Raw genomic sequence first — 14,731 nt, 5'->3', positions numbered from 1 at the left:
GAGATTGCCTGTGAATCAGAACAATAAACCCGGCATCGCCGCCATTATTACCCTGGGCTGGGTGCAGATCCTGTCATGGGGCGGGTCGTTCTACCTGATGGCGGTGATGGCGAATCCGATTGCGGCTGAGACAGGCTGGTCACAGCAGTGGATTTATGGCGCACTCTCGACCGGGATTCTGGTATCGGGCCTGCTGTCACCGCTGGCAGGCAGGATTATCGCCCGCACCGGTGGCCGCCTGTTGCTGGCACTGAGTGGCATGGTGATGGCGGTAGGGCTGGTGATCATGGCTTATAGCCACTCTCTGCCGCTGTTTCTGTTTGCCTGGGTAATTATTGGCATCGGTATGGCGATGGGTCTTTATGACGCACTGTTTGCCACGCTCGGCACCTGCTATGGCGGTCAGGCGCGTGCAGCGATCACCGGTATCACCCTGATATCTGGCTTCTGCACCACGCTAGTCTGGCCGGGAACGGCGTTGTTAATCCACGGATTCGGCTGGCGAAACGCGTCGCTGATAATTGCGGCACTGATGGTCGTCTGCGTGCTGCCCGCCTATCTGTTTGCCTTACCCGATAGCCATGCTAAGCGGCCTGTGAAAAAACTGAGTCCACAGCCTGGCACGGCGGAGATTGCGCCTGCGCTGTTCTGGCTGCTGTGTGCCATTTTTACCCTGGCGTCAGTGATCATGACGGCTATTTCCGTGCAGCTTATCGCCTTGTTGCAGGCCAGTGGCCATACGCTGACCTCGGCGCTGGCGATCAGCGCCGTACTTGGCCCGTGTCAGGTAGGATCCCGACTCGTCGATATCGCCTTTAAACGCAGTCATCCCATCCGTACCACCTTTTTTTCCGTCGGGCTGGTGGCACTGGGCTTGCTGTTGCTGGCATTGTTTCCGCAGATGGCGTTGCTGAGCATGGTGTTGTATGGCGCAGGAAATGGCTTACGTGCCATCGTGCGGGGAACTTTACCGCTGGCGATGGTCAAACCAGAGTCCTATGCGATTGTGGTGGGTAAAATGGCCCGCCCGGCGTTGATGGGGCAGGCACTGACGCCGCTGATAGGTGGATATGTGTTTGAAAAGATGGGAGCATCGGCGACGCTGTGGTTGCTTTGCGCCCTGGCAATCTTTAACGTGGTACTGGTTATGGCGCTGAAGCAGCGATTGCCGGCGACATCGGCCACCACGGCATAACGGAACGGTTCTCCTTGCTCCGCAGGAAGAGGGCCGTTAGCAGGCTAAGCACCTTGTGCTATCGGGCCTCAGGCTTTGGTGAATACGTGCCTTGTCACCGCCGGTTTGCTTCAAAAAAGCAACAGTGTTTGTTATATTTATTGCTCATTGATTGTTCACTTATGCGGCAATAAAACAATAAGATGCACCGCAACTCAGGATAAAGAAATGCTTGATTACCGCTTCCCGACAGCTTTGCAAATGGTTCTGAGCGTAGCGATGGCGGAGCAAATGGGAAAACGCTCTACCAGCGCGATTCTGGCCTACGGGCTGGAAGCGAATCCCAGTTTCATACGAAAATTAATGGTCCCGCTGACCCGTGACGGCATTATCGTCTCCACGCTGGGCCGTACCGGTTCGATTCATCTGGGCCGTCCTGCTGCAGAAATTACCCTGCGGGATATCTATGTCTCCGTGATCGAAGACAAAAAAATCTGGGCCGCGCGTCCTGACGTCGCGCCGCGCTGTCTGGTCAGTGCCAACCTCTGCTGGTACTTCAAGTCGATAGCCGATGAAGCCGAGCAGGCGTCGCTGGATGTGCTGGCAAAACGCACCGTGGCAGACGCACTGAACGAACTGAAGAAACGCGACACCAGCAACTGCACCGCCGTGCCGGAACCTGAACCCGAAGAGATTGATGATCTCTGCAAAAAAAGCCGCTGATTAGCGGCTTTTTTTATGCCTGCTGGTCACTAACTTCCTGCCTTAAATCTGCCATAAGCCAATAACTCACTTTCCTGGGGTCGGTTATCACGCTGAATCTGATAAACATTTGAAAATTCAGCATCCTTAACAACATTAATGTTTTTTTCGTTTTCTGAAATGACAGGTGAACACATTCATGTAAAATCTATTTTCTGGTTTTTAGTGGATCTAAAATCTGAAAAGAAGAGACTATTTAGCCACGTATCTACTGCTCACATGAGGCTTCATTATGGATGATGATATAAAAATCATGATGTCCCCGGTTCAGCTCACTGCTGCTCTCTCGGATGAAACGGTTACTGAAGGTGAATCACTCAGTAACCGCTTATACGGTGGGTTGAATCTTGCATTAGGGACACTTGAATTAACCGGAGCAACCGCGCTGTGCATAGCGCCAGATCCATCCGGACTGACAAAAGCGGCATGCGTTGTCGTTGGCGTACATAGTCTGGATAGCATTCATGCTGCGGCTAATCAGGTACTGACAGGCAGAAATACGCGTACAGCAACTTTCCAGTTGGCCACAGCGACGGCTAAAAAGCTTGGCGCCGATAATAAGAGCGCAATGAATATAGGTTTAATGGTCGATATTTCTGTTCCGACGGCCTTTGCCTTTGCTGCCGGAGCGGCACGTGTCGCCTCTGTACGCTTCGGTAAGTTAAAGCTGGCTGAGCATGAAGCCGTTAAAGGTATTAAGGCTGGCGGACATACTATTGCTAAGCATGTAAATATTTCCGAAGCGGATTTGCTCGCGCGTCTTGCACGAAGTCCTAAAACGCCGCTTGCAAGTTCATTTGTTAATATTGAGCAGGCAGAGCGATTCATAAGCGCCGGTTTGAAAGCGAACCGCTGGAAGATCATCTATTGGGCTGCCGCCAAAAGCGAAAGCATACTGGAATTAAGCTGGCAGTCCCGAACCGTAGTCGGTTATGGTTTCAGGCAAGGCAGTACAACTCGTCTGGAAGCGTATGCTGTCAGGATTGTTTTGCACCGTAAAGTGTTTAACGGCAAACCCTATTATCTTCTGACTTCATATCCTTCTTTCTGAGGCTATCAATGAATAAAAGTTATAAAAATACTGGAACGCTTATTCGGGTTTTTTTTGGTCAGGATTATGATCTTTTTGGGGAAACGGTAGAAGAAGTACTGGACAGTTATTTAGAAACTGAGAACCCAAAAACAGCAGCAAAGGTCTGTCAGGAAGCAGAGTATTTACTGTCCTTAAATGATCAAGCACTTACAGAGGCGTTTGAATCCATCAGTCAGGGAGAGTTCTATCCTGAACCCTGGGGAGAAACAGTACGGACTTTTTTGGAAAAGATAAAAAGTCATTTAAGTGCCAGACTTTAACTTAAAGGATTAAAGGGTCATACGGTTAATGACTGTGAGTGGAGTTTTGGCTTAGTGAATAGCAGATGAAGAGAGGGAGCGTAAGACGTGTCAGGGCCAGCTTCGCTTTCACTGAAGAGTACCGATGTATGTGGTATGAATTTTAAATTTTATATTATTAATCAATTTATTATTTGGAAAATTCATTCCTGATATCCAGATAAGCAGATAAGCAGAACGCTGAAGATCAAAGATGAATAATGATTCAGAGAAACGCTGAATGAAAGATTGAAGCGGCGCTAACCTGCGAGGCGGGGTCTGCTGAAATCAGTGAATCACAGGCAAAGAAAGGGGCGATCATATGGTCGCCCCTTTTAACTTTTACGGTTTACGCCGTCACGGACGATGCACTACCTGACCGGCGCGTCACCAGCTTGCGCAGGGCCACATAGAACACCGGCGTCAGGAACAGGCCGAACAGCGTCACGCCGAGCATGCCGGAGAAGACCGTAATACCGGTAACGCCGCGCACCTCTGCACCCGCGCCTTCACCCAGAATCAACGGTATTGTACCGGCGATAAAGGCGATGGAGGTCATCACAATCGGACGCAGACGCAGGCGACACGCTTCCAGCGCCGCTTCCACAATCCCTTTGCCCTGAATCTCCAGCTCCCGCGCAAACTCGACGATCAGAATCGCGTTCTTACAGGCCAGCCCCATCAGCACCACCAGTCCGACCTGGACGAAGACGTTGTTGTCACCGCCAGTCAGCCAGACGCCAAACAGCGCAGAGAGCATGGTCATCGGCACAATCAGGATCACCGCCAGCGGCAGCGTCCAGCTCTCATACAGCGCGGCCAGCACCAGGAACGCCAGCAACACGGCCATCGGGAAGACAATCAGCGCGGTATTGCCCTGCGTTGACTGCTGATAACTCAGATCGGTCCACTCGATGTTCATGCCGTTTGGCAATAGCTGACCGGACATCGCTTCGAGCTGACTCATCGCCTGCGCCGAGGAGAGCACGCGTGGGTCGGCATCACCAATCAAATCCGCCGCCGGATAGCCGTTATAGCGGATCACCGGGTCGGGACCGTAGGTGGTGGTAATGTTGACCATGCTGCCAATCGGCACCATCTCACCGCGATCGTTTCGGGTTCGCAGGTTAGCGATATCTTCGATGCTGTCGCGGAAATCCCCGTCAGCCTGCGCCATCACCCGCCAGGTGCGGCCAAAGCGGTTAAAGTCATTCACATATGACGAGCCAAGATAGGTCTGGAGCGTGCTGAACAGCGCGGTCAGCGATACTCCCTGCGCTTTGGCTTTATCCCGGTCTACCTTCACATCAAGCTGCGGAACGTTGGCCTGATAAGAGGAGATGGGGAAGTGCATCCCTGGCGTCTGCATGATGCTGCCCGACAGCGTATTAATCGCCGTCTGCAGTGCGCCATAACCCAGACCCGCGCGGTCCTGCACATAGAGCGAATAGCCCGAGCCCTGGCCCAGCCCCAGAATCGGCGGTGGCATAATCGAGAAGCCAAAGCCCTGCTGGATTTGAGCGATCTTCGCATTGATCTCAGCGTTGATCTCCGCCGCCGTATGTTTGCGCTCATTAAACGGCTTCAGACCGAAGAACACCGTGCCGCTGTTCGGCGTATTGGTGAACTGCAATGCATTCAGGCCAGGGAACGCGACCGCATAGGCGACGCCTTCGGTCTGCATACCGATTTCGCTCATCTTACGAATCACTTCATCCGTGCGCGCCAGAGAGGAACCTTCCGGCATCTTCACGCCACCAATCAGGTAGAGCTTATCCTGCGTCGGAATAAATCCACCCGGCACGGTGTGGAACATAAATCCGGCACCCGCCAGCAGCAGAATATAGACGCCAAACACGGCGCCACGGCGACGCAGCGTACGGCCCACCAGCGATTCATAACCATGGGCACTGCGCTGGAAGAAGCGGTTAAACGGCCGGAAAAGCCAGCCAAACAGCGCATCAATGATCCGCGTCAGCCGGTCTTTCGGCGCGTGATGATCTTTCAGCAGCATCGCCGCCAGCGCAGGCGAGAGCGTCAGCGAGTTAATGGCAGAGATCACTGTAGAGATGGCGATGGTAGTGGCGAACTGCTTGTAGAACTGCCCGGTGACGCCAGAGAGAAACGCCATCGGCACAAACACCGCGCACAGCACCAGCGCAATGGCGATGATCGGCCCGGAGACCTCACGCATCGCCTGATGCGCAGCGGCGCGTGGCGACAGCCCCATCTCAATGTTACGTTCGACGTTCTCCACCACCACAATGGCGTCATCCACCACGATACCAATCGCCAGCACCAGCCCGAACAGGCTCAGCGTATTCAGCGAGAAGCCAAGCAGATAGAGCACGCTAAAGGTACCGACTATCGAAACCGGCACCGCCAGCAGGGGAATGATCGAGGCGCGCCAGGTCTGGAGGAACAGAATCACCACCAGCACGACCAGAATGACCGCTTCCAGCAGGGTCTGCACCACGGCTTTAATCGAGTCGCGGACAAACACCGTCGGATCGTAAGGCGCGGCCCATTTCACGTCGTTGGGAAAGCGGGTCGCCAGCTCATCCATTTTGGCGCGAACCGCATTGGAGAGGTCGATGGCGTTGGCGCCAGGCGCCTGGAAGATGCCGATACCGACCGCATCTTTGTTATTCAGCTGCGAGCGCAGGGCATAGCTGCCCGAGCCCATCTCAATCCGCGCCACATCGCGCAGCCGCACCAGCGAACCATCTTCCGAGGTTTTCAGGATGATATCGCCAAACTGCTGCTCGCTCTCCAGTCGTCCCTGGGTGTTGATTGACAGCAGAAAATCGCTCTGTTTTTTCAGCGGCTCGGCACCCAGCTGACCGGCAGAGACCTGCACGTTCTGCTCCTGCATCGCCGTTACCACGTCAGAGGCGGTCAGACCACGCGCCGCCACTTTATTGGGATCAAGCCAGACGCGCATCGCATACTCGCCTGCGCCGAAAATCTGGATCTGACCGACACCCGGCAGGCGGGCCAGCTCATCTTTCACCTTGAGGGTGGCGTAGTTACGCAGGTAGAGCGAATCGTAGGTATTGTTCGGTGAGAACATGTGGACGACCAGCGTCAGGGTCGGCGACATCTTCTGGGTGGTGATCCCCAGCCGACGCACATCTTCCGGCAGACGGGCTTCCGCCTGCGCTACGCGGTTCTGCACCTGCACCTGCGCCTGATCAGGATCGGTGCCTGGACGGAAGGTGACGGTGGTCACCAGCACGCCGTCAGAACCGGCCACTGACTTCATGTACATCATGTTTTCGACGCCGTTGATTGCCTCTTCCAGCGGCGTCGCCACGGAATCCGCAATCACTTTCGGGTTAGCGCCTGGATACTCGGCGCGCACCTGTACGCTGGGTGGCACCACGTCGGGATATTCACTGACTGGCAGCAGTGGGATGGCAATCACCCCGGTCACAAAAATCAGGATCGACAGCACCGCAGCAAAAATGGGCCGGTCGATAAAAAAGCGGGAAAAGTCCATAGCGGCCTCGGGTTATTGAGCGACTGCCGCACGCATGGCGACCGGCTGAGCAGTGACCGGCATGCCGGGCATAAATACTTTTTGCAGACCGGCGATGATGACCTTGTCGCCGGATTGCAGACCCGATTTAACGATGCGCAAACCATCCACCATCGCGCCAGGCTGGATATCGCGCCGCTGCGCTTTACCTTCGCCATCCACCACGTAGACATATTTGCGATCCTGGTCGGTCAATACCGCTTTATCATCGATCAGCACCGCCTCGAACTGCGCGCTGCCGGGCAGACGCACGCGGGCAAACAGGCCAGGCGTAAACTGCCGCTGTTGATTGTCGAGCAGGGCGCGCATACGAATGGTGCCGGTGCTGGCGGTCAGCTGGTTATCCAGGAAGTCAATTTTGCCCTGGTGCGGGAAACCCTGTTCGCCGACCAGCGCAATCTCAACCGGCAGCGCATGGCGCTGCTGGCCCTGACGCGCCATCGCCTGATAGTTCAGGAAGGTGTTCTCATCGACATCGAAATAGACATACATCTGCTGCTGCGACACTAGCGTGGTTAACACACTGGCGCTGTCGCCGGCGGTCACCAGGTTACCGGCGGTGATCATCGCCCGGCTGGCGCGGCCATCAATCGGCGCGGTGACGCGGGTGAAGTCGAGGTTCAGCTGCGCCATATCGACCGCGGCCTCTGCGGCCAGCACATCCGCCTGCGCCTGACTGGCTGCAGAACGACGCTGCTCCCACGCTTCGCGGGAAATCGCCTGCGTGCCGATCAGCTTCTCGCTGCGGCCCGATTCGCTGCGGGCCAGACTCGCCTGACTGCGCGCCCGGGCCAGTTCCGCTTTGGCCTGCTCCAGCGCCGCGCGGTAACTCCGGTCATCAATGGTAAACAGTACCTGACCTTTTCTGACCTCATCGCCTTCACGATAGTTAACGGCATCAATGTAGCCAGAGACGCGCGGACGCAACTGCACGCTCTGCACCGCTTCAACCCGGCCATTGAAATTGTCCCATTGACTGACCGGTTTGATCAGCACGGGTGCGGCACTCACTTCAGGCGGCGGGGGAGCGGCGTTTTGCGCCACACCCTTATCGCAGCCGCTCAGTTGCGTGATGAGCAGTACCATCCCTAAGAGGGTTAAACCCTGACGAACCCGGTTCGTAATCATTGTTGTTATTCCGCGATAGATATAAACAGGCGGCCTGCAGGCCAATATTTGCAACTTTTAAGATTGCAATTAATCGCGGTGAGTGTAGGCTTGCGTGGCTGGCAACTGCAAGAATAACAGATACACTTTATGTGCGGTTTAGGGCAGGGCGATGAAAGCCTGAACAACTTAGCTAAAACCCCACAAATAGTGCGGCATTTAATGTACTAATAAAACTTGCATTAAATGGCATAGTCAGCCACCCTTAAGTGTAACTGCAACTGATACTAATACTTTTCGCCACGGCGACAGGAGAGACTGGAATGATGAGTGATGCTTTTATTCACGATTTAATCGACTGGATTGATAACAACATCGAAGCACGTCTGGATCTGGATACCGTTTCAGAGCGCGCGGGCTACTCCAAATGGCACCTGCAGCGCATGTTTAAAGAGCACACCGGTTATCCACTGGGTGAATACATCCGGGTTAAGAAGCTGAAGAAATCAGCCGACCGCCTGACCAGCACTGATGAACCGATTCTCAATGTGGCGATATCGTTAGGTTTCGACTCTCAGCAATCCTTTAACCGCAGCTTCAAACGCCAGTATGGCGTCGCGCCGGGTGCATGGCGTCGGCACAGCGGGGATTCGCACGCAGCATAACCTCGCCAGGGCCAGCTTGTCTGGCCCGCGCTTTTCTCTGCGCGCAAAACTGGTATCATCTGCGTCCTGTCGTCACGGATGCCATCATGTCAAAAAAACTCTGGATTGGACTTTTTCTCGTCCTCGCGGCCTGTTTCTACGGCCTTAAACCCTATCTGAATTCCGTTTCAGCCCCTGCCCAGGCCGATATCGCCACCCTGACTGACGCCCATACCGTGGCGCGCTGGGTGCTGCAGCATCAGCAACTGCCGGACTACTACCTCACCAAAAACGACGCGCGCCAGCGTGGCTGGAATCCGGCCAAAGGCAACCTGTGTGACGTGTTGCCAGGCAGAGCCATTGGCGGCGATCGCTTTACGAACCGTGAGAAGCGTCTGCCCGCGCGTGCGGGCCGTCAGTGGTATGAAGCGGATGTGAATTATCGCTGCGGGCATCGCGACGCCGATCGCCTGGTTTACTCCTCTGACGGGCTGGTGTTTCTCTCCACCGATCACTACCGCAGTTTCAGGCAGGTGCCCTGATCATGCTTAATCTGACCTTTGACCTGCGTCAGCTCACCACGCGCGCGGCGTTTTATCAGCAGTTTGCTGAGCAGAGCGGCTGTCCGCAGACCTTTGGACATAATCTGGATGCGTTATGGGACTGGCTGACGGGCGGGATGGCGCTGCCTGCGACAATGTGGTTGCAGCACTATGCCGCGCATCAGGCCGATTTAGCGCCGGTGCTGGCGCTGCTGGAAGAGGCGGCGCAGTCGCTGGAGGGCGAACTGCGCCTGATCATTGATTAAGCGCGTAGCGGCTTGAGCAGCGCAACCAGCGCTTCGCGGGCTGCCAGCGGCAGATCGCCGCCGCCGGTGTAACCATTATTCTCAATGATGACCTGGTTCAGCCCCACCAGCCAGTCGTAGATATAGTAGGCCGTGTGGTTGGCCGGGGCGGCAGAGAGTCTGGTCAGACGCTGACCGGAACTGAAGCTGACGCTGGGAGCCGGAGGCCGCGAGAAAATCACCTGACCCCGGTTAACGCGGCTGGCAGGGCGTTCATTTTCAGGACGCTGTAAAAAGCCGAGCCAGGCCACAAAATCCCCCAGCACCGTCATCGCCCGCGTCACCTGACGATCCGCGCGTGATTCATGGCTGACGCTCTGCGTATCGGGCTCATGCAGCGCCTGCTGCAGCTTTTGCGCGATATCGGTGCGGAATCCGGCCGTGATCAGCTCTTCAACCAGCCACTCCATCGTTGGCTTATCCACGTTCAGCAACGCCAGCAGGCTGCGGTTTTCCGGCAGCTGACGCAGATGATCCAGCCACAGCAGCAGCACCTGACGCGGATAGTGCTGCGCGCTCTGCAGACTCTGACGCGGCTGAACCGGCGCTTCAGCCGGGCTCTCACTGAACAGGTCAAATTCAAACCCGATGCCAAACTGATTTTCCGGGGCCTGAATACTGGCCGGTTTGCTGCCTTGTAAGGCGGACTGATTGAGCCACAGCTGACGCAGCGCCTCACGCGGCGGCTGCAGGCGTTCCAGCAGCTCGCCATGCAGGCCGGTCCGATGCTGTAAACACTTCAGTAGCGTATCGGCGATATTCTGTTTGCGTGCCGCCTGTTCCGGGCTGGCACCCGCTTCGGTCCAGGGCAATAAACGCCGCTCCACCACAGTGTGCTGAATCTGCGCCAGCTGAGCCAGCAGCATGTCGCGGCGGGCTTCCGGCTGCATCTCATCCTGCAACCAGCTCGCCATGCGGTCGACGCCCGCGCGATCCAGTGCCAGCATCGATCCCCAGTGCTGACCGGGCTGTCCCATCTGACGCTGCACCGCTTCATCCACATTGACCTGCTGATGGCGGGCATCGAAAGGGGTAATCGCCCAGATCAGGCGCGGTTTCTCTGCAGATTCCTGTGCGGGCTGCTGACGCTGCCATTCGCGCAGCGTTTCGCTGGCGAGGTCGGCATCCTGACGCTGGCTGGCTGCGGTACAGACCAGCAGCAGATCAATTGCCTGACGCGCGGCGTAAAAACCGGGCAGCAGGGCACGTTTCTGTTCCAGCAGTTGGGCACGCAGCGGATCCTGCTGCTGCAGGCGCTGACGATCTTCCTGGATTGCCGCGTCACCGGACTGGCCTGGCGCGGGCAGTTCCAGCATATCAGCATCATCATAGAGTGCGGTTCGCGGTGTGGAACTCAGCGGGACCAGCACTTCCAGCGTCAGCAGCGCCAGTAATCCCAGTGGCACGTTCTGCGCCTTACCGATGCGGTTACCATTCAGCGGGCAGACTTCCACCAGCTGCTGCTGATCCTGCTCACTGGCCGGCACAATCAGCTGCTCGGCCGGCAGCAGTGATGTGTCGGTCAGCAGGCTCAGTGGAGCAAGCACCCGGCTGCTGTTACGCAACTGGTGACGCAGATGCAGCAGGGTGCGCAGCATCTCATTCAGTTCAGGCTGACCAGGCCACAGCAGTGAAAAAAGCTGTACCCGGTCGTCAACGCTGAGCCAGGGCGCCAGCTCAACCGCCTGCGGCCAGAAATGACGATCAAGCCGCGCATCGTGGTGCGCACGGCGACGGCACCAGGACCAGAGTGTCACCAGCGCATCGCCTTCCAGACCCGCCAGCGGCGTGGCGAGGCGATGACGCTGCAGGCGCTGCAGTGCGCTGTCGATCTGTGCGGTGTCGGGCGTTGTCGCGCCGGCACAGGCGACCATCAGCCGTACGATCTCCGCTTCACTCAGCAGCATCAGTTCAACCGGCCACTCGTTTGAAAGCGGCTCGCGCTGATGGCTGAAACGGGTGGCGGTAGCAAAATCGAGGTTGCCGGGATTGATATGCTGAAACCAGTTCAGCAGTTTATCACCCATGCGGGTCACTAACTGGCCCTGTGCATCGGCCACCATTTCGTTCAGCAGCCAGGCCTTACCCGCCTGCGACTGGCCAAACAGCGCCAGCGTCACCGGACGCGCCACCTGTTGCGCCAGCGCCTGAGTCTGCACGCGCGCCTGGCGCAGTTGCAGCGTCAGGGTTTCTGCTTCCAGCGCCAGACGCGGCGACTGCTCACGGCTGCTCTCAATCCAGGCCAGACTGTTATTCAGGGCGTCCTGCAACAGGCCAAGACGTTTTGCCAGCGTTTGCGGCTGACGGGGTTTCAGGGCTTTCATCGTTTACATACGCTCCCGCTGTCAATCCAGTATTGCGCATTGGCATTGCCGGTCGCCGACAGGGTATTCAGCTTAAGACTCAACTGCTCCAGCGGCACGCGGGTGCCATCATCCAGACGGGCATCGCTCAGCACCAGACTTTCCGGGCCGGACGCGTCGGGTCCGGCTTTTACCGCCAGCCGGATGCGCAGCACGCTCTCACCGGCCACTTTACGCGCCAGGGTGGCGTCGTTCAGCGTCAGGCTATAGAGCGGCGAGGCGGGCCAGCGATCGTTATCAAGCTGGCGGAAGCCGAGACAGACGTTGCCGCGAATACGGAAACTGCGCTTTTTATCCAGCACATAGCCGGGATCGTCGAGGTCAATTTCGCTGTAGCAGAGGTTCTCGTCCGTCAGCGCCTGGTTTTCGTCGAGCATGCCAAGATAGCGAATCGTCGAGTAGGGTTCAAAATCGCCTGCGCGGAACCAGAAGCTGCTGAGGCGCAGATCCAGCGCCAGCAGGCAGAGCATCGCGCCGACCGCCGCGGTCGATTTCGGGTTGTCGATGCGGCCATGTTTGTTAAACGGATACCAGTCGCTGGTGTGATAGCCTTCCAGCGACAAAATACGGCTGCCCGGCAGCGGTTGCAGATGACGCACCAGCGCCTGAATGCCCGGGAAGCGCGACGGGCGACCGGTCAGCAGCAGCACGTCACACTGATAGAGCGACACCACTTCACACATTGAGCGCAGCGCCGGGATAATCGCCATCCGGTGCTGCATAAATTCACCGTGCAGCTGGGACAGGCTCACCACCAGCGGCACCTGCAGCAGGTCAAAGCGGCTGTTACCGCCCAGCTCGCGCTGAATCTCGCCGTTGACGAACGCCAGTACCGCTTCGCCCGGAGGCTGATCGACCAGCTCGCCAAACAGTGCGTTGATCTCCGCGTGGCTCTCCAGCGGATCCCAGTTTTCGTAGCGTTCCAGTACCGCCTGCGCCAGCGGAATAAACAGTTGTAAGGTGATCTGCTGACGCAGCGTGGCCTGACCGTCCATGCGGCTGTCGTGACCAAACAGCTTGTTCATCAGCGGTTCCGCCAGCGTCAGGCCCGCTTTCTGCAGATGCTGCTGCAGCGCCGGTAAAATCCACAGCTGAATCACGTCCAGCAGGATATCGTCGCCCGCGACTTTAAAGCCTTCGCGGAACAGCAGTCGCGGCGTGATTTTGACGTTGTTGCCCTGACCATCATCCAGACGATACTGGGTGATGGCGAGGTCAGTAGTGCCGCCGCCGATATCAATCGAGGCGATGCGCAGGCTCTTGCCTGGCAGTTCGTCAGCATCGCGCGGGCGATCCGGACGGGTCATGCTGCTGAAAAAGTCTTCGGCGCGACCGGCAAAGTTGACCTGGGTTTCATTAAACAGCCAGACCATCTGACCACAGGTCGCTTCATCCCACTCCATCTGCACATCCGGCAGCGGTTTCGGGTTCTGACGTGGCAGTGATGGTGAAAGGTCATCTTCGTCAGCCAGCCAGCCTTCCGCTTTCCAGACCAGCGCCAGCGCCTCCTGCATCCGGCGGCGGAAAATTTCACGCTCCGGCTTCGGCATCGCTGACGGCAGCGTCAGGATCACATGGCGCAGCTGACGCGGCGCGTGGCTCTGCGGCATCCGCTGACGCTGTGCCGCGCTGTTCATCTGCATCAGCGCCTGAGCCAGCAGCTCACACAGCATAAAGGTCATCAGCGAACTGCGGCTGTAGTGCGGAGAAAAGACCGGCAGACGATCGTCCGGTGCCAGCGTCGAGAGCGGCTGGCCTTCGTCGTTGAGCAGGGTGGTAAAGGGCGCGGCATAGGCCAGCGGTTCAGCCTGTTCGCCGGGCGTGTTAAAACGCCAGCCTGGCTGATAGCGCGCCTCATCCCACAGATAACGGCGCGGGCTGGAGAGGCCGGTGCTGCCTTCCAGTCCCACACGCTGCAGGGCCAGACGGCTCGCTTCACGGCCGACGCGGGTCAGAGAAGGCCACATAAAGGCCTGCTCACGACCGCTCTCCAGCGAGAAGTTCGCTTTGCCAAAACGGGTCTCGGCAAACTCCAGACGGCTATCAAACAGCTCGTTGTAAACCTGATGCGGCTGCGACAGATCGCGCAGCTGCAGCTCATAGGTCTGCTTCAGGCCGTTGCTCTCTTCCGGATGATCTTCCACCAGAATGCCGCAGGTATGGGAGTTACCGACATCCAGAATGATATCGACATTGACCGCCGGGGTCTGCAGCGTGGCGGCCTGAATATGGATCTCGCTGAGGTCGAGCTGTTCGCCCAGCAGTTCCAGCAGATTGAGGTAGTGCGCCTGATACTCAAACTCGCGCAGCGCCTGATTAATCGCCTGTTCGCGGCGATCGGAGACGCGGTCGGTAAAGGATTCGCGCAGCCAGCCGTCAACCCAGGTCAGGTCAAGAAAATCACCCAACTCGTAGTTGTGCCAGGCGAGCGCAAAGGTCACACCGTTCTGAGCATCAGCCGTGCTGAGGCCGAGCTGTTCACCGCCATCCTGTTCCGCCACGCAGCGGGTATCAAAGGCCAGGCTGACGCGATGGGTATTGCCTGCTGCATCGGGCGCGGGCAGCGCAACCAGACGCATCCGCGCCCAGTTTTCAGGACCGCCGATAAAACGACGTCCGCTGGCACAGCGCAGCATCGGCAGCGGCAGCCAGCAGGCTGACAGCAGGGAGAGCGAGTCCGCCAGCGCGATATCAGACTCCGGGCGCACCACTTCCGCAGCGCCGCCATCTTCCGGATAGAGCAGGAACTTACCGCTGTTGCCATCGACGTTCAGGCGCAGCAGCGGGCCGTTGGCGGTCTGGCGCACAAACTGGCGGCGCGCAGGGGTATCTGAGAGTTGCAGGCCAAAATCCAGAAACTGCACGCCGCTGTTTTCAATCAGCGAAATTTTTTGTTTGTCATCGATCAGGGGAGCCAGCATC

The 14,731-nt window shown here is 57.4% G+C and carries 11 protein-coding genes; 7 read left to right on the top strand and 4 right to left on the bottom strand.

What is annotated here, in order from left to right:
• Positions 1-10 precede the first annotated feature (10 nt).
• From OK409_RS05525 to OK409_RS05510, 4 genes are all read left to right on the top strand, one after another.
• Complete coding sequence (locus tag OK409_RS05525) at positions 11-1,195, top strand: MFS transporter (RefSeq protein ID WP_264366846.1); 1,185 nt, start codon at positions 11-13, stop codon at positions 1,193-1,195.
• A gap of 207 nt (positions 1,196-1,402) precedes the next feature.
• Entirely contained in the window at positions 1,403-1,897 is a 495-nt protein-coding gene (locus OK409_RS05520) for an RrF2 family transcriptional regulator (RefSeq protein WP_010245324.1), read from the top strand.
• Between the two features lie 271 nt (positions 1,898-2,168).
• Positions 2,169-2,987 (top strand): RNase A-like domain-containing protein, encoded by an 819-nt coding sequence (locus OK409_RS05515; RefSeq protein WP_010670095.1) that lies wholly within the window; start codon positions 2,169-2,171, stop codon positions 2,985-2,987.
• Between the two features lie 8 nt (positions 2,988-2,995).
• Positions 2,996-3,289 carry a contact-dependent growth inhibition system immunity protein gene (locus OK409_RS05510; RefSeq protein WP_010670096.1) on the top strand — a complete coding sequence of 98 codons (294 nt, stop codon included), beginning with the start codon at positions 2,996-2,998 and terminating at the stop codon, positions 3,287-3,289.
• A 367-nt stretch (positions 3,290-3,656) separates the two neighbouring features.
• Here the strand turns inward: OK409_RS05510 and oqxB are convergent, their stop codons facing one another.
• A complete protein-coding gene (gene oqxB, locus OK409_RS05505; RefSeq protein ID WP_031593601.1) occupies positions 3,657-6,809 on the bottom strand; it encodes a multidrug efflux RND transporter permease subunit OqxB in 3,153 nt (1,050 codons plus the stop codon).
• 12 nt (positions 6,810-6,821) lie between these two features.
• On the bottom strand, positions 6,822-7,976 hold the full coding sequence (locus tag OK409_RS05500) for an efflux RND transporter periplasmic adaptor subunit (protein ID WP_022625698.1): 1,155 nt from the start codon (positions 7,974-7,976) through the stop codon (positions 6,822-6,824).
• Between the two features lie 302 nt (positions 7,977-8,278).
• On the opposite strand from OK409_RS05500, the gene OK409_RS05495 reads away from it, so the two are divergent.
• The 3 genes from OK409_RS05495 (at position 8,279) to OK409_RS05485 (ending at position 9,407) form a co-directional block, all read left to right on the top strand.
• Entirely contained in the window at positions 8,279-8,620 is a 342-nt protein-coding gene (locus OK409_RS05495; protein WP_009090299.1) for a helix-turn-helix domain-containing protein, read from the top strand.
• A gap of 86 nt (positions 8,621-8,706) precedes the next feature.
• Positions 8,707-9,141 (top strand): ribonuclease domain-containing protein, encoded by a 435-nt coding sequence (locus tag OK409_RS05490; RefSeq protein WP_264366845.1) that lies wholly within the window; start codon positions 8,707-8,709, stop codon positions 9,139-9,141.
• 2 nt (positions 9,142-9,143) lie between these two features.
• Positions 9,144-9,407, top strand: a complete 264-nt coding sequence (locus OK409_RS05485; protein ID WP_010670099.1) for a barstar family protein — start codon at positions 9,144-9,146, stop codon at positions 9,405-9,407.
• On the opposite strand, the gene OK409_RS05480 is transcribed toward OK409_RS05485, so the two are convergent.
• The gene (locus tag OK409_RS05480) at positions 9,404-11,770 is read right to left on the bottom strand and encodes a virulence factor SrfC family protein (RefSeq protein WP_264366844.1); all 2,367 of its coding nucleotides are present in this window, start codon (positions 11,768-11,770) and stop codon (positions 9,404-9,406) included. The genes OK409_RS05485 and OK409_RS05480 overlap by 4 nt on opposite strands.
• Positions 11,767-14,730, bottom strand: coding sequence for a virulence factor SrfB (locus OK409_RS05475; protein ID WP_264366843.1), 2,964 nt, complete (start codon positions 14,728-14,730; stop codon positions 11,767-11,769). The genes OK409_RS05480 and OK409_RS05475 overlap by 4 nt, the downstream gene beginning before the upstream one ends.
• Between the last annotated feature and the right edge of the window lies 1 nt (position 14,731).

Origin of the sequence: Pantoea sp. RG18, from assembly GCF_025910075.1 — a bacterium.
Lineage (GTDB): Bacteria > Pseudomonadota > Gammaproteobacteria > Enterobacterales > Enterobacteriaceae > Pantoea > Pantoea agglomerans.
This window is presented reverse-complemented; position numbering and strand designations above follow the sequence as displayed.